Annotated in this window: 24 protein-coding genes; 19 read left to right on the top strand and 5 right to left on the bottom strand. The window is 50.7% G+C overall.

The features are described from left to right. Positions 1-13 precede the first annotated feature (13 nt). Positions 14-1156, bottom strand: coding sequence for a transposase (locus KGF88_RS09025; RefSeq protein WP_257119921.1), 1143 nt, complete (start codon positions 1154-1156; stop codon positions 14-16). Between the two features lie 394 nt (positions 1157-1550). Here KGF88_RS09025 and suhB point away from each other — a divergent pair, with 394 nt between their 5' ends. From suhB to KGF88_RS08970, 11 genes are all read left to right on the top strand, one after another. Then, positions 1551-2351, top strand: coding sequence for an inositol-1-monophosphatase (gene suhB, locus KGF88_RS09020; RefSeq protein WP_110076492.1), 801 nt, complete (start codon positions 1551-1553; stop codon positions 2349-2351). A gap of 106 nt (positions 2352-2457) precedes the next feature. After that, the gene (trmJ, locus tag KGF88_RS09015; RefSeq protein ID WP_153826870.1) at positions 2458-3183 is read left to right on the top strand and encodes a tRNA (cytosine(32)/uridine(32)-2'-O)-methyltransferase TrmJ; all 726 of its coding nucleotides are present in this window, start codon (positions 2458-2460) and stop codon (positions 3181-3183) included. 117 nt (positions 3184-3300) lie between these two features. After that, a complete protein-coding gene (gene iscR / locus KGF88_RS09010; RefSeq protein WP_153826869.1) occupies positions 3301-3786 on the top strand; it encodes a Fe-S cluster assembly transcriptional regulator IscR in 486 nt (161 codons plus the stop codon). A 41-nt stretch (positions 3787-3827) separates the two neighbouring features. Beyond that, positions 3828-5042 carry an IscS subfamily cysteine desulfurase gene (locus KGF88_RS09005; protein WP_153826868.1) on the top strand — a complete coding sequence of 405 codons (1215 nt, stop codon included), beginning with the start codon at positions 3828-3830 and terminating at the stop codon, positions 5040-5042. A gap of 15 nt (positions 5043-5057) precedes the next feature. Beyond that, a complete protein-coding gene (gene iscU / locus KGF88_RS09000; protein ID WP_110076496.1) occupies positions 5058-5441 on the top strand; it encodes a Fe-S cluster assembly scaffold IscU in 384 nt (127 codons plus the stop codon). Positions 5442-5456: 15 nt separating this feature from the next. Continuing rightward, positions 5457-5780: an iron-sulfur cluster assembly protein IscA gene (iscA, locus tag KGF88_RS08995; RefSeq protein WP_110076497.1), complete on the top strand. Its 324-nt coding sequence runs from the start codon at positions 5457-5459 to the stop codon at positions 5778-5780. A gap of 65 nt (positions 5781-5845) precedes the next feature. Next, the gene (hscB, locus tag KGF88_RS08990; protein WP_110076498.1) at positions 5846-6337 is read left to right on the top strand and encodes a co-chaperone HscB; all 492 of its coding nucleotides are present in this window, start codon (positions 5846-5848) and stop codon (positions 6335-6337) included. A 25-nt stretch (positions 6338-6362) separates the two neighbouring features. Beyond that, positions 6363-8294, top strand: coding sequence for a Fe-S protein assembly chaperone HscA (gene hscA / locus KGF88_RS08985; protein ID WP_153826867.1), 1932 nt, complete (start codon positions 6363-6365; stop codon positions 8292-8294). A gap of 60 nt (positions 8295-8354) precedes the next feature. Then, positions 8355-8693: an ISC system 2Fe-2S type ferredoxin gene (gene fdx, locus KGF88_RS08980; RefSeq protein WP_153826866.1), complete on the top strand. Its 339-nt coding sequence runs from the start codon at positions 8355-8357 to the stop codon at positions 8691-8693. Positions 8694-8893: 200 nt separating this feature from the next. Further along, positions 8894-9175 (top strand): hypothetical protein, encoded by a 282-nt coding sequence (locus KGF88_RS08975; protein ID WP_153826865.1) that lies wholly within the window; start codon positions 8894-8896, stop codon positions 9173-9175. Continuing rightward, positions 9168-11639, top strand: a complete 2472-nt coding sequence (locus KGF88_RS08970) for an Ig-like domain-containing protein (RefSeq protein WP_153826864.1) — start codon at positions 9168-9170, stop codon at positions 11637-11639. The genes KGF88_RS08975 and KGF88_RS08970 overlap by 8 nt, the downstream gene beginning before the upstream one ends. Positions 11640-11724: 85 nt before the next feature. Here KGF88_RS08970 and KGF88_RS08965 read toward each other — a convergent pair whose 3' ends face one another. Continuing rightward, the gene (locus tag KGF88_RS08965) at positions 11725-12282 is read right to left on the bottom strand and encodes an acyloxyacyl hydrolase (protein ID WP_228759539.1); all 558 of its coding nucleotides are present in this window, start codon (positions 12280-12282) and stop codon (positions 11725-11727) included. Between the two features lie 325 nt (positions 12283-12607). On the opposite strand from KGF88_RS08965, the gene KGF88_RS08960 reads away from it, so the two are divergent. Then, positions 12608-15283 (top strand): Ig-like domain-containing protein, encoded by a 2676-nt coding sequence (locus tag KGF88_RS08960; protein ID WP_153826863.1) that lies wholly within the window; start codon positions 12608-12610, stop codon positions 15281-15283. A 98-nt stretch (positions 15284-15381) separates the two neighbouring features. On the opposite strand, the gene msrA is transcribed toward KGF88_RS08960, so the two are convergent. Further along, positions 15382-15915 (bottom strand): peptide-methionine (S)-S-oxide reductase MsrA, encoded by a 534-nt coding sequence (msrA, locus tag KGF88_RS08955; RefSeq protein ID WP_153826862.1) that lies wholly within the window; start codon positions 15913-15915, stop codon positions 15382-15384. 204 nt (positions 15916-16119) lie between these two features. Next, entirely contained in the window at positions 16120-16578 is a 459-nt protein-coding gene (locus KGF88_RS08950) for a PepSY domain-containing protein (protein WP_153826861.1), read from the bottom strand. A gap of 120 nt (positions 16579-16698) precedes the next feature. Between KGF88_RS08950 and KGF88_RS08945 the strand changes: the two genes are divergently transcribed. The 3 genes from KGF88_RS08945 (at position 16699) to KGF88_RS08935 (ending at position 19317) form a co-directional block, all read left to right on the top strand. Continuing rightward, the gene (locus KGF88_RS08945) at positions 16699-17049 is read left to right on the top strand and encodes a PepSY domain-containing protein (protein ID WP_162014591.1); all 351 of its coding nucleotides are present in this window, start codon (positions 16699-16701) and stop codon (positions 17047-17049) included. 107 nt (positions 17050-17156) lie between these two features. Further along, complete coding sequence (locus KGF88_RS08940) at positions 17157-17825, top strand: winged helix-turn-helix domain-containing protein (RefSeq protein ID WP_153826859.1); 669 nt, start codon at positions 17157-17159, stop codon at positions 17823-17825. A gap of 1 nt (position 17826) precedes the next feature. Then, positions 17827-19317, top strand: a complete 1491-nt coding sequence (locus tag KGF88_RS08935) for an ATP-binding protein (protein WP_162014590.1) — start codon at positions 17827-17829, stop codon at positions 19315-19317. A gap of 68 nt (positions 19318-19385) precedes the next feature. Here the strand turns inward: KGF88_RS08935 and KGF88_RS08930 are convergent, their stop codons facing one another. After that, a complete protein-coding gene (locus KGF88_RS08930; RefSeq protein WP_153826857.1) occupies positions 19386-20003 on the bottom strand; it encodes an outer membrane beta-barrel protein in 618 nt (205 codons plus the stop codon). 396 nt (positions 20004-20399) lie between these two features. Between KGF88_RS08930 and ndk the strand changes: the two genes are divergently transcribed. The 4 genes from ndk to KGF88_RS08910 all read left to right on the top strand — a co-directional run bounded on the left by ndk (position 20400) and on the right by KGF88_RS08910 (position 24463). Next, the gene (gene ndk, locus KGF88_RS08925) at positions 20400-20831 is read left to right on the top strand and encodes a nucleoside-diphosphate kinase (protein WP_153826856.1); all 432 of its coding nucleotides are present in this window, start codon (positions 20400-20402) and stop codon (positions 20829-20831) included. Positions 20832-20980: 149 nt separating this feature from the next. Further along, positions 20981-22114, top strand: coding sequence for a bifunctional tRNA (adenosine(37)-C2)-methyltransferase TrmG/ribosomal RNA large subunit methyltransferase RlmN (locus KGF88_RS08920; RefSeq protein WP_153826855.1), 1134 nt, complete (start codon positions 20981-20983; stop codon positions 22112-22114). Between the two features lie 78 nt (positions 22115-22192). Beyond that, positions 22193-22972: a type IV pilus biogenesis/stability protein PilW gene (pilW, locus tag KGF88_RS08915; protein WP_153826854.1), complete on the top strand. Its 780-nt coding sequence runs from the start codon at positions 22193-22195 to the stop codon at positions 22970-22972. Positions 22973-22981: 9 nt separating this feature from the next. Continuing rightward, positions 22982-24463: a RodZ domain-containing protein gene (locus KGF88_RS08910; protein WP_153826853.1), complete on the top strand. Its 1482-nt coding sequence runs from the start codon at positions 22982-22984 to the stop codon at positions 24461-24463. Positions 24464-24495 lie beyond the last annotated feature (32 nt).

The raw sequence follows: 24495 nt of genomic DNA, 5'->3' as shown, positions 1-24495 counted from the left end.
ATAGTATCGAGGCTTACGCAGCTTCCATAAGCAGAGACGACCGTCCAGCCGCCTTTAATTCCAGAATGCCTTTATCACGGATATTGAAGGCGGCATTTAAGTCGCGATCTATACCCATCGTTCCGCATGAGGGACAATCCCATGAGCGAACCGATAAGGGCATTACTTCCATTTTATGACCGCAACAATGGCAAGTCTTAGAGCTGGCGTACCACTGGTCGAGCTTGACTAGGTATTTGCCTTGCTCTTTCAGTTTGTACTCCAGTTTGTTGACAAAGCTATACCATGAGGCATCGGCTATGTGTTTTGCCAGTTTACGGTTTTTCATCATATTGGCCGATTTCAATGTCTCAACTATCACCGCTTGGTTTTCGTCAACGAGAGTTCGAGAGAGTTTGTGTTGAAAGTCGGCACGAGCGTTTGCTGCTTTTTCGTGGCATTTAGCAACCAACAAACGAGCCTTTGCTCGGTTGGCGCTCCCTTTAGCCTTACGAGACAACTGACGCTGCTTACGTCTGAGATTTTTCTCAGCGCGTTTTACAAATCGAGGGTTGGCAGTCTTTCTGCCGTTTGATTCGATGGTGAAGTGAGACAGCCCCAAATCAACACCTGTAACCTTGCTTATAGTGTGAAGTAATGCAGGCGCTTTAACTCCATCATCCACAAGGATAGAGGCGTAGAATTTGCCAGTTTTACTCAGGCTCACTGTAATGCTTTTAACTGCTCCCGAAATTTCACGATGGATATTTGCCTTTACAGGCTGCATCTTGGGCAACTTAACAGCCCCATCCAGCACTTTTACACCCACACAGTGATAGCTCGACTGTTTGCCGTGCTTGCGTTTAAATTGCGGAAATTTGGCTTTTAACTTCGGGTTGAAGAAGTTGTCAAAGGCTTGATGCAGATTGATAACCGCCTGCTGTAAGGCGATTGAATCATATTGTTTCAACCAGTGGTATTTTCGTGATTTCTTAGCAACTGCAAGCAGCGGTTTTATGTCTTTTTTGGGGTTCAGCGTAACCCTGTGATTGCGATACATATGAGACTTTAAATGCAGAGCCTTGTTGTACGCGAAACGCACAGCGCCAAACTGAGCTATTAAAAACTCAGCCTGGTCTTGAGTTGGGTAAATGCGTACTTTTGTCGCCCTTAACATTTAAATTATACCACTGTATAAATAACCAGTATTCTCCTGATATGACTTTGCTTGTCAAGGAAGAAGTTGAGGCTTCGCCTCAATCGCCTTATATCCCCGCCCGATTGGGCGAGGGTTTACGGCGAAATTGCTAATAGTTCGCACAAGAATCGTACTCTTGTACTTGTAGCGCAGCATTTTTATAACACGGCTTGCTGAAAATGTGAACAGGTAGAAGCAAAGACGCCGTTAGCTGTTAGATATTAGATATTGGTGGCGTCCACGCACTCGCCTTTACTAATAGCTAATAGCTAATAGCCAATAGCCAATAGCCAATAGCGCTCTTGTCTTAAACCCCAAATCCACGTATAATCCGCGGTCACAAATCGTTCTTTTACAGCACAGGTAATTTGGTATGCATCCCATGTTAAACATCGGTGTGCGCGCAGCGCGTGCCGCCGGCAAAATCTTAGTTAAAAACTTCGGCGTAGAAGTTGACCTCAACGTAGAAGTTAAAAGTCAGAACGACTTTGTAACTGAGTTAGACAAAGCCGCTGAAAGTGCCATCATTCGCACCATTCAAAAGGCCTACCCAGATCACTCATTCTTAGCTGAAGAAAGCGGAGAATTAATGGGTAAAGATGCTGATCATCAATGGATTATTGATCCATTAGATGGCACCACCAATTACTTGCGCGGTATCCCTCACTTCGCTATCTCTATCGCATACAGCTACAAAGGCCAGGTACAAGTTGCCGTGGTTTACGATCCGCTGCGCGAAGAACTCTTTACCGCCACCAAAGGTGCGGGTGCACAGCTAAACGGCAAACGGTTACGCGTTAAAGCTCAGCGCGACCTTAACGGTGCGTTGTTAGCTACCGGCTTCCCATTCAAACGCAAAGACATGACCAAAGAATACTTAGCGGTATTCGCAGCCTTGTTTGAGCACGTGGGTGATATGCGTCGCAATGGTGCCGCAGCGCTTGATTTAGCTTATGTTGCCGCAGGCCGCATCGATGGCTTCTGGGAATTCAGCTTAAAGCCATGGGACATCGCTGCCGGACAACTGATTGTGCGTGAAGCGGGTGGTCTCGTAGCCGACTTTGCTGGTGGCCATAGCTTTATGACCAGCGGTCATACCGTTGCAGGTAACCCGAAAGTGGTGCAGCACCTCCTGACCAAAGCGCGTCCGCATTTACCTGAGTCACTTCGATAGGCAAGCAAACACGATATTAGACATTAGACATTAGCGCCGCTCCGGCGCTACCTAATATCCAATAGCTAACAGCTAATAGCTAATATCGAAGTTGGGGTTTAAAACCATGCTAAATAACATTCGGATTGTGTTAGTCAACACCAGCCACACCGGTAACATCGGCTCGGTTGCTCGTGCCATGAAGACTATGGGGCTCACGCAGCTTACCTTAGTCGACCCAGTGCAAGCGCCTGATAGCCAAGCATCGGCGCTAGCCGCTGGTGCTACCGATGTGCTGTTTAACGCCAAGATTGTTGGCAGCTTAGCTGAAGGCATTAGCGATTGTGGGCTAGTGGTAGGTACCAGCGCACGTAACCGTACGCTCGACTGGCCGTTGTTAGGCCCGCGCGAAACCGCCACGCAAGTGCTGCAAGAAGCGCCTAACTACCCTGTTGCGCTGGTGTTTGGGCGCGAGAGCAGCGGTTTAACTAACGAAGAGCTGCAGCAGTGTACTCACCATGTGCATATTCCTTCTAATCCAGATTACAGCTCACTGAATTTGGCCATGGCCGTGCAAACCCTAGCCTACGAAATTCGCATGCAGTTTTTAGAAGGCCAGCAAGCAGCAACGGACCCTGCCGCAGAAGCTGAAGAATATCCGCTAGCTGAGGATTTAGAGCGCTTTTACACGCACCTAGAACAGACCCTTTCGGCTACCGGCTTTATTATTAAGCAGCATCCTGGCCAAGTGATGGCGAAGTTGCGGCGGCTGTTTACCCGTGCTCGTCCTGAGGCGGCCGAACTAAACATTTTGCGCGGCATTTTAACCTCAGTAGACAAGAAGATGAAGTAACGTCACGGCTGTTATTGGGGCCCTGCTGGCGGTGCCGATAATGGCCTGTTGAATACTTGACTAAAATACTCGGGTATGACAAAATTGCTTCCAGAATTAACAGGAGGCAGAAAGGCTATGCGCTTAACCTCAAAAGGCCGCTACGCGGTCACCGCAATGCTCGACGTAGCTTTGCATACAGCTCACGGACCTGTGTCTTTGGCGGATATTTCTGAGCGCCAAGGCATTTCTCTGAGCTATCTTGAACAATTATTCTCGCGCTTGCGTAAACAAGGCTTAGTTAGCAGTGTGCGTGGGCCTGGTGGTGGCTATCGATTGGGCCAAGAGCCGTGCGATATTTCTATCAGTGCGGTGATTCAAGCCGTTGATGAAAGCATCGATGCCACGCGCTGTCAGGGGAAAGGGGGCTGCCAAAGTGGGAGTCGTTGCTTAACCCACTCGCTCTGGACAGGCTTAAGTGAACGGATAGAAGACTTTCTAACCAACATCACCTTAGCCGAGCTGGTCACCCAAGAAGATATTAACCGCGTTGCTCAGCGTCAAACAGCGATGGTGAGCGAGCAGAAAAAGCGCGAATACAACATTGCATTGCAAAGCCAATAAGCCTTAACGGCTTGCTGTATGGCAACCAAGGAGTAGCACTGATGAGATTACCGATTTATTTTGATTACGCAGCAACCACCCCGGTCGACCCTCGGGTAGCCGAGAAAATGATGCAGTTTTTAACGCCAGACGGGCAGTTTGGTAACCCTGCATCACGTTCGCATCGGTTCGGCTGGCAAGCCGAAGAAGCGGTAGATATTGCGCGTAATCAGATTGCTGAATTAGTCAACGCAGATCCACGCGAGATCGTGTTCACCTCAGGTGCAACTGAATCAGATAACCTGGCCATTAAAGGTGCTGCTGAGTTCTACAGCAAAAAAGGTAAGCACATCATCACCGTGAAAACCGAACATAAAGCTGTGCTAGACACTGCGCGTCAAATGGAACGCGAAGGCTTTGAAGTTACTTATCTAGACGTTAAAGAAGACGGTTTGTTAGACCTTGATGTGTTCAAAGCAGCCTTACGCGAAGACACAGTGTTGGTCAGCGTGATGCACGTGAACAACGAAACCGGCGTGATTCAAGACATCGAAACCATCGGTAACTTGTGCCGCGCGAACAAAACTATTTTCCATGTCGATGCTGCCCAAAGTGCTGGCAAAATCGATATCGATTTAGAGCGTCTGCCGGTCGATTTAATGAGCTTCTCGGCCCACAAAATGTACGGTCCGAAAGGCATCGGTGCCTTGTATGTGCGCCGTAAGCCACGGGTTCGCTTAAATGCACAAATGCATGGTGGCGGCCACGAGCGCGGCATGCGTTCAGGCACCTTGCCAACGCACCAAATCGTAGGTTTTGGTGAAGCAGCTCGCATTGCGAAAGAAGAAATGGCAGCTGAGTATAAGCGTTTCCAACAACTGCACGAGCGGTTATGGAACGGCGTGAAAGATATCGAAGAAGTGTACATCAACGGTAGCCAAGAACAGGGCGTGCCACACATCTTCAACATCAGCTTTAACTTTGTTGAAGGCGAAAGCTTAATCATGGCGCTCAAAGATCTGGCGGTATCATCAGGTTCAGCTTGTACCTCAGCCAGCTTAGAGCCGTCGTATGTATTACGTGCGCTAGGGCGTAACGATGAATTAGCGCACAGCTCAATTCGTTTCAGCTTCGGTCGTTTTACCACCGAAGAAGAAGTTGACCACGCCATTGAGCAAATTAGTAAATCAATTGGTCGCTTGCGCGACATGTCGCCCCTTTGGGAAATGTTTAAAGACGGAGTTGATTTGAACTCGGTTGAATGGGCGGCACACTAACAGAGGTAACAAGTTATGGCATACAGTGAAAAAGTAATCGACCATTATGAAAATCCGCGCAACGTAGGTGCGTTTGACAAAAACGATCCCTCTATTGCGACCGGCATGGTCGGCGCTCCGGCGTGTGGTGACGTGATGAAGTTACAGTTAAAAATTAACGATAACGGCATCATTGAAGACGCTAAGTTCAAAACCTACGGTTGTGGCTCAGCCATTGCCTCTAGCTCGCTCGTCACTGAGTGGGTGAAAGGCAAATCAATTGAAGAAGCAGCCCAGTTAAAGAACACCCAAATTGCTGAAGAGTTAGCGTTACCACCGGTAAAAATTCATTGTTCTATTTTGGCTGAAGACGCCATTAAAGCGGCAATCGAAGATTACAAAAAGAAACACGCAAACTAATAAGTAGGTTCAAGCATGGCAATTAGCATGAGCGAAGCGGCGGCGCAACGCGCCCGTACGTTTCTGGAACAACGTGGTAAAGGCGTAGGCATCCGGTTAGGCGTTAAAACCACCGGCTGCTCGGGCCTCGCGTACGTGATGGAATTCGTTGACTCGATAGAAGACAGCGACACAGTTATCGAAGATAAAGGCGTGAATATCATTATTGACGGCAAGAGTTTAGTGTACTTAGATGGCACTGAAATCGACTTCGTTAAAGAAGGCCTCAACGAAGGCTTCGAGTTCCGTAATCCCAATGCTAAAGGTGAGTGTGGTTGCGGCGAAAGCTTCAACGTCTAACCCACCTTAGTGCCGGGTAGCCACTAGCGGCTGCCCCCATGTTCGGTAAAAGGTTAAGCGTAACCATGAACCATTTTGAGCTATTTGATTTACCCGCCGCATTCAATCTTGATGCGGCGGATTTGCAACAGCGCTATCGTAAGTTGCAACAAACCCTGCATCCAGATCGCTTTGCCAATGGTAGTCAACGTGACAAATTGCTAGCGGTGCAGCGCACGGCACAATTAAATGATGCCTATCAAACCCTGCGTAACCCGCTGCTACGGGCCGAGTATATCCTGCAACTGCGCGGGCTAGATCTAGCGCACGAGCAAACGACCCTACAAGATCCTGAGTTTTTAATGGCGCAAATGGAATGGCGCGAGCGTATCGCTGAGCTTAACGATTGGGAAGAAATTGACGCGGCCCTGCGCGACTTAGCAGTAGAAAGTCGAGATTTACAATCCGAGCTAGAGCAGCAGATTAACGCCGAACAGAATGAGGCCGCTGCCAACAGCATTCGCAAGCTTAAGTTCATGTTAAAATTAGAACACGAGCTAGAAGAAAAAAGCGAATAACGATAAACGAATTTGAGGTTGCCCCATGGCATTATTACAAATTGCGGAACCCGGCCAAAGCACGGCACCGCATCAGCATCGGCTCGCCGCTGGTATCGATTTAGGTACCACCAATTCATTGGTGGCTAGTGTCCGTAGTGGCACTGCTAAAGTATTAGTCGACGAGCACGGGCGTGCGATTTTACCATCGGTGGTGTATTACGGTGCCGACACCATTGCTACCGGTTATGACGCTATAGCCAAGCACCAAGACAAGGCCATCGCTACTGAAAACACCATCGTCTCGGTGAAGCGCTTTATTGGGCGTACCATCGCCGATGTTCAGAAAAATTTCAGTAACTTACCTTATCGCATGAGCGAAACGGACAACGGTGTCCCGGTTTTCCACACCGCTGCCGGTGAGAAAAACGCCGTAGAGGTATCAGCTGATATCTTACGCACCTTAGCTGCGCGCGCTGAAGCCTCTCTTGGCGGCGAGTTAACGGGCGTCGTTATCACCGTGCCTGCCTACTTTGATGATGCTCAGCGCCAGAGCACCAAAGATGCTGCGCAACTCGCGGGCTTAAACGTGTTACGTTTGCTTAATGAGCCCACCGCGGCCGCAGTCGCTTATGGCTTAGATACCGGTCGCGAAGGCCTGATCGCCGTGTACGATTTAGGCGGTGGTACCTTCGATTTATCGATTTTACGTCTGCAAGGCGGCGTCTTTGAAGTGTTGGCCACCCATGGTGACAGCGCCTTAGGCGGCGATGATTTTGATCAGTTGCTAGTGCAGTGGTTAAAACAGCAATGGCAATTGCCGAGTGCGGTAGATGCGCGCACGGAGCGCGAGCTGATCAATGCCGCCAAAGCCGCCAAAGAACAGCTTACCGAGCACCAACAAGTGACGCTCACGTGGCAGGCCGAAGCCGATTCGCCAGCCGCCGGTACCGTGCAGGTACAAGCTGAAACTGACACCGGCAGCACCGCTGCGAGCCAACAGCTGACGCTAACCCGTGACCAGTTTAACGAGCTGATTGAGCCGCTGGTGCGGCGTACTTTGACCACCTGTCGCCGCGCTCTGAAAGACGCTGGCGTGAGTGCCGATGAGATCCAAGAAGTGGTGATGGTAGGTGGTTCAACCCGCGTACCACGAATACGCACAGCCGTAGGTGAGTATTTTGCCCGCGAGCCGCTCACCTCCATCGATCCTGACCAAGTGGTGGCTATCGGTGCGGCTATTCAAGCGGATATTCTTGCTGGCAATAAGCCCGATTCTGATATGTTGCTGTTGGATGTGATTCCGTTATCCCTTGGCCTAGAAACCATGGGTGGTTTAGTCGAGAAGGTCATCAGCCGTAATACCACCATCCCGGTCGCTAAAGCACAAGAATTTACCACCTTTAAAGACGGCCAAACCGCGATGATGATTCATGTGGTGCAAGGCGAACGCGAACTGGTTGATGATTGTCGCAGCCTGGCCCGCTTTGTGCTCACCGACATCCCACCGATGGCCGCCGGCGCCGCACATATACGCGTGACCTTTCAAGTGGACGCCGATGGTTTGTTGAACGTCACCGCAATGGAAAAATCGACGGGCGTCAGCGCATCGATTCAGGTGAAACCTTCTTACGGTTTAGGCGATGACGACATCACCAAGATGATTCAGGCCTCGATGAGCAACGCCAAAGAAGACATGGCCGCGCGCATGTTGCGCGAGCAACAAGTAGAAGCAGACCGCGTGTTAGAAGCACTTAGCAGTGCGCTGGCCGCCGATGCTGAGTTGCTCGAAGCTAGCGAACGGGCCACCTTGGATAGCGCCATGGCCGTCTTACGTGAAGCCCGCCACGGCACCGACACTGCAGCCATTGAACAAGCCATTGCTGCGGTCGACAAAGCCAGTGATGAATTTGCTGCCCGTCGTATGGATGCTAGTATTCGCAAAGCGCTCTCGGGCAAAAAGGCCACCGAGCTGTGAGTCTCTAATAGCTAATATCTAATAGCTAGTAGTTAATAACGAACTTGAGGTTTAACCAGTATGCCGAAAATTATTTTTTTACCGCACCACGAGCTGTGTCCAGAAGGCGCTGCAGTTGAAGCTAGCGAAGGCGAAAGCGTGTTAGACGTAGCGCTGCGCAATGGTATCGGCATAGAACATGCCTGCGAAAAAGTTTGTGCTTGCACCACCTGCCACGTGTACGTGCGCGAAGGCTACGACTCGTTAGATGATATCGAAGAAAACGAAGATGATATGCTCGACAAAGCCTGGGGCCTAGAGCCAGAGTCGCGGTTAAGCTGCCAAGCACGAGTGCACGGCGAAGACTTAGTGGTCGAAATCCCCAAATACAGCATCAACCACGCCAAAGAAAATCATTAACTGGCGGCAGAAAGCTGGCTGCAGAAAGCTCGCGGCTGATAGCAGTTGCTGAAAAAGCGCACATAGGTGGTCGTTATCGGCTGGTTATGGCGCTTTTTTTGTCCCCGTCGTTTGTCCGTTCACCAGTGTCAGTAAGCTGCATTCGCAGTAGCCAAACCTCAGCTAAGCCTAGCTCTGCCTGCTATTAATGGGCAGCTGCCATGCGCTTATTCAACCCCACTTCAGTACTTGTCGCTGCACTCATGGGGGCGCCGCAGCATGGCTTACATCCTTTTGACCCCCTTAGCAAAGTTAGTAAAAGTACAGCTTCTGTTGCGGTAACTGCAGAGCAAGGACGAGAATCACTAGCTAGCAAGGATGCTGGCACCTTGCCATCTCAGTTAAGCATAACCTTGGGCTTGCCTGGCTTAGCGCAAACGCCGTTGGAGCGGCAGTTAGCTCAGCTAGTAGAGACTAAAACAAACGGAGTGGCGAATGAATAAAGCAACATTCTTGCTGGCGATTTTAATCGGGGTCGGTATTTTGACAGGTTGCAGTAGTGCAGAAGATGAAACCAGCAGCGGTAACAGCGGCGATGGCAGTGGTGAACTTATCCATGCCAGCAGCGATAGCGCTGACATTTTATTTCAACAGCCGTTATCGTTAGATGTGCTTGCTAACGACAGCAGTAAACGCGATGCCGAGTTAACCCTTGTCGCAGCGGGCCCAGCACCAGAGCAACAGCTGCAGGGTGCCGTGGCGATTATCGATGGCCAGTTACACTACACGCCAGCTGCCGACTTTGTTGGCGTTGAAGAAATCTGGTACCAAGTGAGCGATGGCACTGAACAAGTAAGCGCCAAAGTCACCTTAACCTTGCTCGATAGCCTGCAATTGAGCGGTACTGTTAGCCCAGCTAATTTGGCTACGGCTGGGTCTGCACCGGTTGAAGTCAGCAGCATAATCGATGGTCGTCGCTTTAGTAGCTATGCCGATGCCCAGGGTAATTATCAGTTATCGATTGGTTACCTGCCAAGCACGGCAGATGCCAATGACGGCGGCATGCCGCCCGAGTTGGCGGCCACACAAATGGTCGAAGTGGTAGCCAGCTTCGCCACAGACCAGCAAGCGGGACAGACTTTACAGTTAGCTTCCGGGCTGGCTCCCATCAGCGAACTCTTTCAACAAGCCGTCACCGGCAAGGTTACGCTTGCCGATTCTGCCGCTAGCATTACCGGCGCGACCTTGAACCAAGAGCTATTGCCGGGGCTCGCTATCACGCCGTTGAGCACCGCACTAAGCATGCAGGTTAAGCAGTATTATCAGGCCAGTGATTTCTCTAGTAGCTATACGTTGCAGCAACTCACTACCGCCCTGAATAACTCTGATATCACTCAACTAAGCGAGCTAGCAGGGTTAATTTATTTATTATGTACCCATCCAGACTACCCGCTGCCACCCGAATATTCATCCTGGTACATGTATTTCACGGATTATGAGGCGTTAACGGAAGTATTGACCCAGGCGAAACAACACAATGATTTTGGTCCTGCCCTCACTGCATCTTTAATGAGTGCACCCACCATCCCGATGGATAAGATCAACCACTTGGCTGATACCTACGTACGTATGGCAAGTAGCCAAGATGAAGGTTTTGATTTTAATGGCTTCTATTATTTCATCGATGAGCACCAGCGCCTTACCTATTTCCCCACAGATGGCTGGTTTGCTGATTGGACGAGCAATGGCTGGACGCTCAGGTATGCTGGCTTTGACGTAAGCCGAACCATTGCCAACTTTATCAGCGACCATGCTCATCAGTACGATCCGGCCTTGTTCGACTTGTTTGTGCAGAGCGTAGCAAGCTTAGATCCGCAAACACCACTTGAGGATATCGATGATGACCGAGTTGAAATCCGCCCTGTGTCATACCAGAACGGGCATATCTATGCGGTGTTTGAGGTACTGAGTGAATTCAAACCTATTCCGTTCACTTATCAGGGGGTGTCTTACGAACTACCACGATTAACCGTAAATCCCCCTACCACCTATATCGAGCACGGCGTAGCAACGGCGATGTTTGCATCAGCGCGAACCTTCGACATCAGCGAGGGGAGTCAGTTTGTCATACCAGGTGTGTTTTGGGAGTACAACAATAACGAAGACCCCCTTGCAGATGCTGGCGAGCTGCTGTATTCCCCATTATTGGCAACCTTCCATCCACAAACAGAGTTCGCAGGTAGCTTTACCCGTCGCCATTTAGACTCGGGGACCTATCAACTGAATGCCGATAAAACCATCCTCTCGCTACAATTTGATGACCCAAGCGTGTCTGCGGTGAGCTACCAATTAAGGTATATCAGTGATGACCCAAGCTTACCGAAAGTTTTTATTACTGAAACCCAGCAACTGGCTGATGGCACCATCTGGCAACCTACGGTAGATGTTTATTGGCCTGCGGTGCAAAATCTTGATAGCGTGGCAGCCCTGCAAGGCAAGTTACTCTTTAAACATACTTTTTTAGTTACAGATGAGGATGGAAATATAGCCCCTCTAGAGCAGCAAGCCAGTTTTCTTGAGGTCTATTTATTGGGAGCAGATAATCATGCGCCATCTATTAGTGTGATGTGCGCCGAAGCAACAGACGATCTTACCTGTACTAAAGCCGAGCTAGTTACAAGTGACATGGGCGATACCTGGCAGAGTTATCAAGATCCTGAGTTACCCGAACTGCAGCCACGGGTGCTATTTAATGGCGATTGTGTTAACGGCCGCTGCGGTGGTGAGTTGTGGCAAGTAGTCGGAGTAAGTCCCGAACGACAATTGGTGGCGGTCTATCTTCATGACGAAAGCCCAGCTGGTACCGAGGAGTATGGCCCTGCGGTGCGGCCGTTCGGCACCCGGGTGAATGATTCCTTTGGTTTGCACTTGTTTAAGTATGTCGACCCAGCGGAGTATGGGCTGTAACGGCACTAGCGCCGCTCATAGTATGCTTGAATAGGTTCGATACCATGGGCGGCGTTATCTTTGTAGGGCTGCAAGCACCAGCAAGCTAAAACGGCACGTGCCAGCTGAACACCCATAAGTCTAAGCCATCATTGGGTTTCGCCAAATCCGCTTGCGAATAATGAGAGTAGCCCAAACTTACCCGGGCTTTAGATTCTTGGTTGTATTCCCAACTTAAACCAATCCGATCTTCAAATTGGAATGAAATTGAAAGCTCACGGCCCGCCAACTGCTGCTCATCAAATAGCGACACGCCAATGCCAGCTTCTAGATACAGTGGCTGTTTCCAATCGGTTAATCGCCATTGCAATACCGGGCTGAAGGTGAGGGCATTGATGCGCTCGCTTGATTCTTGCGTGTTTTTCCAACTGTTGATGGCTGCCTCATAGTGAACCCGAGGCGACCCTATCGCAGCTAACCAGCTGGCTGGCAACGGCTGCCAAGCATCAGTCCAGCGGTAACCGAGACGTAAGCCATCAATATCGCTGGCTGAATAACTGACTGCCGCATGTAGCTCATCGGCATAACTTTTGGGAAGGATCATAGTACTGGCAAAGACCGCCAACAAAAGTAGACTATATAGAATTTTTCTTGTTTTATTCATGAGGTTAAATTCTTCATAACAGACAATGACAGCAAGGACTAAGAATGCCTCTATTTTACATACATTCGTGTATGTATGTAAGTGTTCAAGCTCATGAAAAGATCGATTGAAGAGTTCGAGAAAACCGACAGGTTTGCTTGTTTTTTAATCAGCTTCGATAAAATCAATCACTTAGTGAAGATGGCAAATGTCGCTATAACTAGCAGCAAAACTGGATTTACTACGCGGTATATAATTATTTGTAATTAATTAGTTGACAGTTTGTTAACATGGCTACATAGTAAGCAACGAACAACAGTTATTAATCCAGCAATAGGAATGCAAAATGAAAAAAACCAATCAATTCGCACTATCGCTTATCTGTATCTCACTGCTTACCGCCTGTGGCGGCAGTAGTAGCGATGATGTCGATCCACCCATTCTTGAAGAGCAAGGCCCCTTTACTCTGGCCGGCAGCGTGAGTGGACTTAACGGCGAACTAGGCGTTACTGCCGCTGATGAGACCCTGACCATAAGCGCCGACGGAAGCTTCGAATTCACCAACGAATTCGATAGTGGTGACACAGTAGCGGTCGAGCTAAGCGCCATTCCTACCTTGCAATCGTGCAGCATTACCTCAGCTAGCAGCTTTACTTTCGCCAACGCTGATATCGATGACTTAACCATCGATTGCCGAGATCTTGAGCTGTACACCCCGGCCGATGATAGTGCCAGCACCAGTAACGGTACGGCTGTTACCATTGATGTGTTAGCAAACGATAGCAGCGAACTGGACGTGGCGTTAGCAATCACCAGCGTGACCGAGCCTGAGCATGGCACCGCTGAAATTGTCGACAACAAAATCGTCTATACCCCAGATGCAGGTTTTGCTGGCACCGATACCTTCACCTACACAGGTACCGACGGTGAGGCCGAAGGCACCGGCAGCGTTACTGTGACTGTTGCGCAAACGGTTGCCATTGCAGGTCGCGCTATTGACTCGCCGATTGCCAATGCCACCATCACCTTAACCGTGGGTGAGCAAACGTTCACCACCACCGCCGATGCCGATGGTTATTTCAGCTTAGATTTAGAACTATTGGATTTAAGCAGCGATGCCGTCCTCAAAATCACTGCCACTGGCGCCGGTGAGCAAGAGTACGTCACTTTGAACTCGCGGTTAACCACAGTGGCCGAACTCCTGGCGCTCGCAGGAGATGACCGCGTGTTGTCGGCGGAAGAATCAAGCAACGTGGTGATCACCCACGTCACCACTGCCATCAACCAGCAATTAGAAGTATTGGCGCAGGATGCTCCGATCACAGCGGCTAATTTCAATGAGTTGCTGATGCAACTTGATGGTTACTTAACCATGGAGATGGCAGCACTGATTAAGCTGTTAGTCGATGACGAAAATTACAGTTTGCCGGAAGGTTTCACGAGCATCGCTGACTTTTTAAACGATGCCGATGCCTACAATACGTTGTTGGCACAGGCCGATGCCGCTGGTGATTTACAAGCCATGATTGCTGCCACCGCAGCCGATAGTGAATTAGTACCTGCCATTGATCCAACCGAGCTCGCTGGTGCTTACATGCTGTTCTATGATTACCACCGTTACAATGCTCACCAAAACTATGTCAGCTACTCTATCGATGAAGACGGCGCGCTCTTTAGACAGGGCATTTATGATGGTGAATCAGAGCATGTGCCTTTTGTTGATGGTAAGTGGCTTGGTCCGTTGCAAACAACAGCCCGATTCATCCCATTAAACTCCTTTGTGAATAATTATGGCCATCTTTATGATGCTGATTTACTGGCAAAATTTGTAGCCAGCCAAGAAGGCTCAACCACCGCTGGCAGTGTGCCATTAACTGTGAGTAGTTATCTAGAAGCGATGCCGTTAAGTGTGATGGGTGCGAGTCTGACTATCTATGAGTCGTATGAATACGAGTTGGCACCTATTCCGTTTGAATACGAAGGTGAGCCATTAGAACTACCTGCGGTTTCACCCGAGTCGAGTGCATGGACCAACACCTACACGCGAGCTGAAAGTTTGATTAAAGATCTCACGTTTGACCTATCAGCGCCAACGGAATATGCCTACTACGGTGAGTTTTACGCTTACAATAACTTGACGTTTGATGGTTTGCCCGACGATGTGTATTACTTTAGCCGCATGGCTTATAGTTTTTACCCCACGTCTGAATTTAGCGGTACTTTTGATCGCGACGTGTTGGAAGGTGGTAGCTACGAGTTAAGCCCAGACAAAACGAAGTTAACGCTCACCTATAACGATCCGAACATGAATTACTACGCTGAAGATTTGTATCTGTTAGACGACCAAGAGCATGCGCAAATTGTGCTTACCAAGCGTCATCTTAAAAACGGCGGTGAGAATTGGAATACAAACAATATGCCTAGCATCGATCACAGCCTGGATACCGCCAACATGATTGCCGATAAGACCATCTGGGATGGCGTTAATGGCGAGGGTAAGTTAACGCCATTAACCGCTCGCATTGGTGGTGGTGGCTATCGATACAGCAGCGATGGTAACTATTATATCGTCGATATTGAGTGTGATGAAGTCGCACCGGGTGGTGATATGTGGGACGACTGCCTCTCGGCTAGCATCGAGCCACGTAGCTTACCATCTGGGAACTGGGAAGATTTTGATGGCAATAGCATTTTGGTTAATAAAAGCTGCTATCAAGACCAATGTGGTGGTAGCTTCCGTCGATTTGTGGCGAGCTACGATAATGGTGTGATGGCGCTGCTAACGAGTAGTAAGTTCCCGTACGGTACTGGTCCTTACAATATTTACGTTGAGCCAGGCAAAATGTACTTTATGGCAGGTGTAATGACTTATTATAAAGCCAGCGAAACCGGTGAAGAACCGGTACCGGTTGATGCAGCTAGCTTGATTGATGTGCCAACCGCAGCCTATCAGCGCAGCTCAAGCTGGACGCCAGACCCGTTGCGCGTAACCAAGCCGTTTGCTGAAGTAACTGAGAAATAAAGGCTTGGAAAACAACTAGGAAGATAGGTTGGAAAGCAAAAAGGGCTTACCCATCGGGTAAGCCCTTTTTTATTAACTGCAAATATTAACCGCAAACATTAGCCGTCAAGTTTCTCAGCAAAAGTCCTCTTAAACTTCGCCAACTTAGGATGTACCACTGCTTGGCAGTAGGCATTTTCAGGATTACGTTCCACGTAGTTGTCGTGATATTCCTCGGCCGGCCAGAATTTTTCCAGCGGCTCAACGGTGGTCACAATAGGCGCATCCCAGGTTTGCTCGCGCTCCATTTCCGTAATGATTTCTTGCGCCAAACGCTGCTGCTCATCGGTCTGATAGAAAATCGAGGTGCGATATTGGCTGCCAATATCGTTACCTTGACGGTTGATCTGAGTGGGATCATGCAGTGCAAAAAAGATCTCATAAATCTCGCGCAGGCTCAGCGAGGTCGGCTCAAAAGTGATTTGTACCACCTCAGCGTGGCCGGTATCGCCCTTGCAGACATCTTCGTAGGTAGGTTCGGCTTTATGGCCGCCGGCATAACCGGACTGCACCTTTAATACCCCACGCACTTGCTTGAAGGCGCCTTCAAGGCACCAAAAACAACCGCCGCCTAAAGTAATTTGTTGCGTCATAACTTGTAAACTCCGTCGCAAAAGAACGAAAAGACATCCCGCGAATAGACGTCTAGATGCCTGTACTAGATGGTGTTACTTTACGCCTGCAGCCATAGTTTGTAAAGCCTCTGATCAAGCCACAGCAACAAAAACGAGCGACCACGCGCACGTGGCCACCCGTTTGTTATCGTTGCTGTTATCGTTACTGAGAGGGGGCGTTAGTTACAGCTCGCGGATATGAAAACGCAGCTCTAGTTCACGACCGTTGGCGTTGTCACCTTCAAGCTCAATACGACCGCTATCATCAATTGAGATCTCTTCAAACACCGCCATGCCTTGACTATTCGCCTGTTGCATCACTTGTTCAACTTGCGCCAAGGTCAATCCCCACGGCTGTACGATTTTACTTTCCTTGCGCTCGCGCTTTACTTCAGCTGCGGCTCCGGCACCCTGAAACGTCACTTCGGCAAACCAGTTATCGGCTAGCCAACCTTCTACTTCCAGTTGCGGGCGATGATCATCCCACTCCAGCTCATTAACATGGGTATAGCCGTAATTCTTAAGCGCTTGCAACTGCTCCATTTGGCTGTTGGCGGTAACCGCTGAGTTAGCTGCAACTACGGCAGTTGTGCCCATTAGTAATACGGCTGCTAAACTTACTACCAAGCTTTTGTTTGTCATAGTCGGTACTCCTTTGTTGATGTTGCAGCTATCCTATCAGCCTATCAATGAGCCTAGTATGAACCACTCGTTCATGTTTGGTTCATGTTCGTGAACCCTTTTTCGGGTAAGCTTAGCGCCATGAACAAGTTATCTTATCTCATCTTTGTCACCAGTCTTAGTTGGGGCCTGCAAGCGGCTCTGGCTGCGCCCGCGGGTGCCTGGCCCGACAACAAGCAACAGCAACGTTTGTACCAACAAGTGCAAGCGGGCGAGGTGGTGTCGTTAGAAGTGATCTTGGCGTATTTACGCGAGCGCTATTACGGCGAAATCGTGGAGATAGAATTAGAAGACGATGATGGTATGCTCGTCTACGAGATAGAGATGATCGGCCCCCAAGGGCAACGGGCCGAGTTTGAATTTGCCGCCCGTACCGGCGAGCTTATGAGCGTAGAAGGGCGTCAGTTAAAAGCCATGAGCAAACAGCCATGAGTTATCGGCCATGAATGATGGGCCATGAATGATGGGCTCGGAACCATCGGTTATGAACCATCAGCTATAAATCATCAGCTAGGAACCATCGGTTATGAGTAACTTGCATGAAAATTTTGATTGTTGAAGACGATATCAAATTGGCGCAAAACCTCACCAAGGTGCTGACCGAGGCCGGCTATAACGTCGACCACGCCGGTACCGGCGCCGCGGCTGACTATTTGTTAAGCACCGAAGTGTTTGATTTGCTGATCTTAGATTTGGGCCTCCCCGACGGCCAAGGCAGCGATTGGTTGCAGCGCTGGCGTCAAGCTGGCATTGGTATCGTCACGCTCATTTTAACCGCGCGCGGCACGTGGGCCGATAAAGCTAGCGGCTTTAATGCTGGCGCTGATGACTACCTGGTGAAACCTTTTGCGGTGGCGGAATTATTAATGCGCGTTAAGGCGCTGATCCGCCGCAGTTACGGCCAAGCCCACCCGCATTTAACCGTTGGCGAGGTGGTCTTCGACACCCTCACCAATCAGCTCAGCAAACAGGGCATGCCGGTTAAGCTTACCGCACAAGAAACCAAGTTAATCGGCTACTTAATGCATGCTAGTGGCCGTATCGTAAGTCGTAGTGAGTTACACGACCACGTGTACGACCGCGACGAAGAGCCGGACTCCAATGTTATCGATGTTCAAGTTGCCCGACTGCGCAAAAAACTCGGCCGTGATTTTATCGAAACCATTCGTGGCCAAGGCTATCGCGTGCAAGCCCCAGCGGTTGATTAACATGCCAAAAGCGACTCGCACGGTACCACCCATCAGCATACGTCAGCGCACGATAATCGCTGGCCTGGTGTTGCTGTTGGTAGCTCTGCCTAGCGCAGGATGGGCCCTCAGTCATGCCTTCGAACGCTCCGTTACCGCGTCGTTCGATGCTCGCCTCACGGCTTGGCAGAACGTGCTGGTGGCTGCCTTAGAAGTGAACGCCATGGGCGAATTAGAAGTTCAAGATAAGTTAGGTGACCATCGCTTTCATGAGATTTACTCGGGGTGGTATTGGCAGATCAGCAGTGCCGAACAAACCCTCGCGCTGTCGCGATCGCTGTGGGACCAACGCTTGCAACCGAGCGTTGATGGCGTTGTGAATAACTTGATCTTGCGCCCCGGCATTGGCCCCCAGCAGCAAGCCTTACGCGTCTCCGAACGAGATTATTTGCTCGCCCAGCTAGAACAGCCGATTCATGTGATGGTGGGCGGCCCCGTGGCCGAAATAGACCGCGAAGTTGCCGCCTTTAACCAAGTGTTGTGGCTCGCGCTAGCCGGCCTAGCCGCCGTCTTACTGCTGTTTCTCGCTGTCCAACTGCGCTGGGTACTCGCCCCCCTCGCCAGCCTTAGCCACCAACTACAGCGTCTCCGCCATGGAGGAACTTGCGGACCCAGCTCCGGAGCTGGGTCCGCAAGTCCCTCATCGCGGCTCGATAGCGCCGCTCTAAGCAGTGAGCTCAAACCGTTAGCTGAGGCACTTAACGACGTGCTTGAGCGCGATGAAAAGCTGCTTGAACACAGCCGTGCCGCCGCTGCGAATTTGGCCCATAGCCTCAAAACGCCGTTGGCGGTGATGCAAAGCCAACTAGCCGAACTACCGCCGCAGCTTGCTGCTGAATTCACTCGAGAAATCCATCGTATGGACCAAGTGGTACAGCACCATTTAGCGCGCGCAGCCGCAGTAGGTACTCACCAGCTCGCGGCTCATGCGAATCTGCAAGCAGCGCTACAGCCGATCCTCGCAGCCATCGCCAGCATGGCCAAGCAGCGCCAACGCAAGTTCAGTTACAGCCAGCTTGACCAGCCGCAGCTAGCCGCCATCGCCGTACCCGTAGCAGCACCGGATTTACAAGAAATTGTCGGCAACCTGTTAGAAAATGCCTTGAAATATTCCCATCAGCAACTGAGTTTCAGCGCCACTATCTCTACCACCACCGCTGCCACAGTCTCTGGCAACGTCACTGGCAAAGTTACTGGCAACGTTAAAGGCGTGGCTGATGCCACGGCAGCACCACCAACGCTGTTGCTACAAATCGATGATGATGGCCCAGGTATGACCGACGAGCAGTGCCAGCAAGCTTTAGCAAGAGGCAAACGTCATGACATGTCGGTGCAGGGTAGTGGAATTGGCTTAACGGTTGCGGCCGAGCTGGCGCATTTGTATGGCGTGGAGATGCAGTTGGGACCTAGCCACCTCGGTGGCTTACAAGTACAGTTGCGTTTCAACTTATAACTGAGCTTAAACTTAAAACTGCGGCCGTCGTGCTGACGACCGCAACCGGCAGAAAACATCAAACCCAATTAAAAATGATAGCTGAAACCGACTTGCGCCAAAGCACTGTCGGAATTAACAAAGGTGTAGCCGAGCTCCACCGCCCAGCGTTGATTCACATAGTAGCGCCCAAGCAAACGCAAATTTTGGTCTCCGGCGCCGAGATCCACATGGCCAAAGCGCGCATCAAGCTCTAACTGCTGATTCACCCGATGGCGCACGCCAACATTGAGTTCGTAGCCAGACTCGGTCACTGCCCCGATAGCATCAGCTTGGTCACCCCAATCAATCCGCCCCTGAATAAAGCCAAAGCCGCCATAAATCACCGTGTTCTGACGGTAACTGTGGGCGTATCCCAAGCCCGCATTAAGGGTCGTCATCGAGGCGTCATCCAGACTCTCGCGGTCCGCATTCAGGTAGCCAAACCAAGCATCGGTCAACATAAAAGATGCGCCCACAATAGCGCCGTTGGCCCAGTCATCGCCCCATTTACCACTAGCAAAACCGGCATTCAAAAAATCAAACGAGGGAGCCGGTGGCGGCGCCGGTCGATAACCGTAACTACGCGCTTGCGCAGTGCCGCTGGCCAACCCTTGCAGCGCCAAAGCCAGCGTCCCAACCACCAAAACTCGTCCTAAACCATGCATAGATAACATCCTTATTCTAATGATAAAAAGTGCAGGTGTAAGTGACTAACTAGCCCTAATGTCCGCCAAACTGCGCCGGTAATTGGCGCAAACCACCTACAACCGTAAGCGCCTCAGTACCGTAAATTCAGCCGCAACAAGCAGCCAATCACTCAGCTTCACCCACCATCAAACAATTTCTATCAGCAACCGCATCCCGCCACTGCCGTGCCTTTTGCACTCAGCCGTGAATTACCGATGAGCTATTTTACCACCTCCTCTTGAAAGACTTGCGGACCCAGCTCCGGAGCTGGGTCCGCAAGTTCCTCCCGCACTAGCCGCGCCAGCGGCGTTCATGTATAATCCGCGCGACTAAGATTTTGACCCTTTAACTTTTAAACTTGATTGGAGAAAATCATGGCTTTAGAGCGCACTTTATCAATTATCAAGCCAGACGCTGTTGGCAAAAACGTCATCGGCGCTATCTACAACCGTTTCGAAACTGCTGGTTTCCGTATCGTTGCAGCTAAAATGATGCACCTGAGCACTGAGCAAGCAGAAGGCTTCTACGCTGAACACAAAGAGCGTCCTTTCTTCCGCGCGTTGGTAGATTTCATGACCTCTGGCCCAATCATGGTGCAAGTACTTGAAGGCGACAACGCGGTTAAACGTCACCGCGATATCATGGGTGCTACCAACCCAGCTGACGCACTGGCAGGTACCTTGCGCGCAGACTATGCTGTATCTATCGATGAGAACGCAGTACACGGTTCTGACGCAGTAGAATCAGCAGCACGTGAAATCGCGTACTTCTTCAGCGACGAAGAAATCTGCGCTCGTACTCGTTAATAGTAAGAGCGTTAATCGTTATTCGTACGCTTCGCTGTTCGTCCGCGCTTTGCGCTGTTCGCGAATAGCGTAGCGGACGAACAGTGAACGAAGTGAACGTACGAACCACGAATTACGAATACCCAATATCGCACTAAGGTTTTAATTAAATGAATGCAGTTGATAAAAAAGTGAATTTGCTCGATTTGAACCGCGCCGCAATGCGTGAGTTCTTTCAAGAATTGGGCGAAAAACCATTTCGCGCTGATCAGGTGATGAAGTGGTTGTATCATTTCTGCATTGATGATTTTGACCGAATGACCAACCTTAACAAGGCGTTGCGCGAAAAGCTTAAGCAAGTTGCCGAGGTGCGTGCCCCGGAAGTGCGGCTGCAGCAGCAGTCTGCCGATGGCACCATCAAGTTCGCGATGACCTTGTTTGATGGCCAAGACGTGGAGACGGTTTGGATCCCAGATCGTGACCGCGCCACTTTGTGCGTGAGTTCGCAGGTAGGTTGTGCACTAGAATGCACTTTCTGCTCAACGGCGCAGCAAGGGTTCAACCGGAACTTGCGCGTGGCCGAAATCATTGGCCAGGTGTGGCGGGTGAACAAACTGCTAGGTGCCTTTGGCGATACCGGCGTGAAAGCCGTGACGAACGTAGTGATGATGGGCATGGGCGAGCCCTTGCTCAACCTGACCAATGTGGTGCCAGCCATGGATCTGATGCTCGACGACAACGCTTTTGGTTTGTCCAAACGTCGCGTCACTCTAAGCACCTCTGGCGTGGTGCCGGCTTTATATAAGCTCAAAGAACAAATCGACGTGGCTCTTGCGATCTCTTTGCATGCGCCCAACGATGAGCTACGTAACGAAATCGTACCCATCAATAAAAAGTACAATATTCAAGAGTTTTTAAAAGCTAGCCGCGATTACATCGAAGGCTCTAAAGCCAATAAAAACATCACCATCGAATACGTAATGCTGGATCATATCAACGATTCGATGGAACAGGCCGCGGAACTTGCCGAGTTATTGAAAGATACCCCGAGCAAGATCAACCTGATCCCATTTAACCCATTCCCGGGCTCTGATTACGGGCGCTCCAGCAACTCACGCATTGACCGTTTTGCCAAAGTGCTGATGGAAAAAGGCTACATCGTCGTCGTCCGTCGTACTCGTGGCGATGATATTGATGCCGCATGCGGCCAGTTAGTCGGCGATGTGATTGACCGCACCAAACGGATTCTGAAAAAGCAGCAAGCCCAACGCGGTGGCGATGGCATCGATGTCAAGGCGCTGTAAATAAGCCCGCGACCGTGCGCTGTCGCTTGACCTGAAAGGTAATCGGGTTAAGATAGCTGTCTTTACGGGGGAATTTACATGCGCACACAGCTGTACACACTGCTTATCGCGATCGTCAGCCTGGTCTTAGCCAATGGTTGCGTAAGTCAGCGTACCCTAGATGGCAAATCGCAGCCAGCTCAACAATTTGACGCGCAAGAAGCGGCGCAAACACGCTTAGCTCTTGGCCTGCAGTATTTGCGCAGCGGCAACTTTGAGCAAGCCAAAGCCAATTTAGAGCGCGCCCTTAGCTATACCCCTGATAATCCTGGTGTTTATACGGGTCTTGCGTTCTACTATCAGCAGGTGCGAGACCCCCAGCAAGCCGAATCCTATTACCGCCAAGCACTCAAACTGCAACCTACCGATGGTAATAATTACAATAACCTAGGCGTGTTACTCTGTAACCAAGGGCGCTTTGCCGAAGCTGAACAGCAATTTCAGCGGGCTATCGACCAGCCTGGCTACGTTAAAGTTGCAGGAACATATGAGAACTTAGCGCGCTGTGCTAATCTAGCTGGGCAGTGGCAATTAGCCGACCAATATTATCAATTAGCGCTGAATCATAGTGGCGGCAGCGTCGCCATGTTAGAAAGCTATGCGACCTTTTTATTAGCTCAGGGCAATTACCCCAAAGCTGCCGAGGTTATCGCGCAACGCGCTGATTTCCCTCAGCTTTCAGCAAGTTATTTATGGCTAGAAGTGCAATTAGCTCACGCTCAAAGAAACCATAACAAACGCGATGAGTTTGGCGCGCTCTTGTTGTCGCGTTTTCCGCAATCGGACCAAGCGCACAATTATCAACAACTTAATAAGTAGTGGCACCGCATGACAAATAAGCAATCGAAATCAAATAACTCCAAGCCACAAACCGACGACATCTTTGCCGACGAGCACAAGGATGCTAACGCCGACGCTGGCCAAAAAGCAGCTCAAGAACGCGGCCAAGAAACCGGGCAAGAAACCGGCCAAGAGCACAGCCAACAAGCCGGCCAAGAGCACAGCCAACAAGCCGGCCAAGAAACCGAGTCTCAAAGCGACAGCGAAGCAGCCTACAGCGGTGAAACCGCCGGACAAATTTTGCGTGCCGCCCGCGAAGCCAAAGGCCTTAGCGAACAACAAGTCGCCGACAGCCTACGCTTGCGCCTAATTGTCGTCAAAACCATCGAAGCCGATGATTTTGAAAAACTCGGCACCGCCACCTACGTACGCGGCTATTTACGCTCCATCAGCAAAGCCCTCGACGTCGACTCCGCCAAAGTCTTTGCCGCCTACCAAGCCCAAGGCTTTGGCGAAGCACCCGCGGCTGAGCTGAAAATGCAAAGTTTCTCGCGCCGCAAAGTCCGCGAGCGCAATGACAGCCGTCTGATGCTGATCAGCTACATCATCATCGCACTTGTGATTGCTATGGCCGTAGCATGGTGGTGGCAAGATTCCCAAAACAACGACAGCGATGCGCAAGTTGAGCCTCGCAGCGAAGTCACCGAAACCAACAGCCCCGAAGGCAACGCCCGCCGTGCCACCACAGTCCCGCTGGACACAGGTAGCACCGCCAACGGCACCACCACTGGCAACAACACCGATGGCAGCAACAGCAGCGGTGGAAACACCGAAACTAGCGGCAACGCAGGCAGCAGCACCGGCGGCACGACTGCTGGAAGCACCAGCGGAAACGCCAGCGATACTACTAGCGGCAGCAGCGGTGGAAATACTAGCGGTAGTAACAGCGACAGCAACGGCAGAAATACCAGCGATACTACTAGCGGCAACAACGGTGAAAGCACTAGCGGTAACACAGCTAGCAGTACCGGCGGAAGTGCAGCTAGCAGCACCGGCGGAAATACCGGTGGCAGTAATAGCGGCACCTCTGGCGGAAGCACCAGCGATACTACCAGCGACAACAGCGGTGGAAATACCAGCGATAGCACCGGCGGAACCAACACCGATGGTACCAACAGCGACAACACCAGCGACAACACCAGCGACAGCACCAGCGGCACCACAAGTAGCAGCACAGGCACCACAGGTAGCAGCACAGGCAGCTCCGCCAACACCGGTAGCAACACCGCCGGCCAAGACTCCCTAGTCTTAGAATTCAGCCAGCGCTGTTGGGTGAAAGTAACCGAAGCCGGCGGCAACGACATCGCCATCGGCGTCAAAGAACCCGGCTATCGCATGCCACTTACCGGCAATGCGCCGTTTGACTTGATTTTGTGTAAACCCGAAGCGGTCACCATAACCTATAACGATGCGCCCGTAGACTTAAGCAACTACCGCCGCAATCGCAGCGTTACCATGACCATCGAATAACCACCAACAGCGATCAGCTAGGAACCGGCAGC

The sequence above is a fragment of the Idiomarina loihiensis genome (assembly GCF_024584785.1).
GTDB classification, from domain to species: domain Bacteria; phylum Pseudomonadota; class Gammaproteobacteria; order Enterobacterales; family Alteromonadaceae; genus Pseudidiomarina; species Pseudidiomarina fusca.
This window is presented reverse-complemented; position numbering and strand designations above follow the sequence as displayed.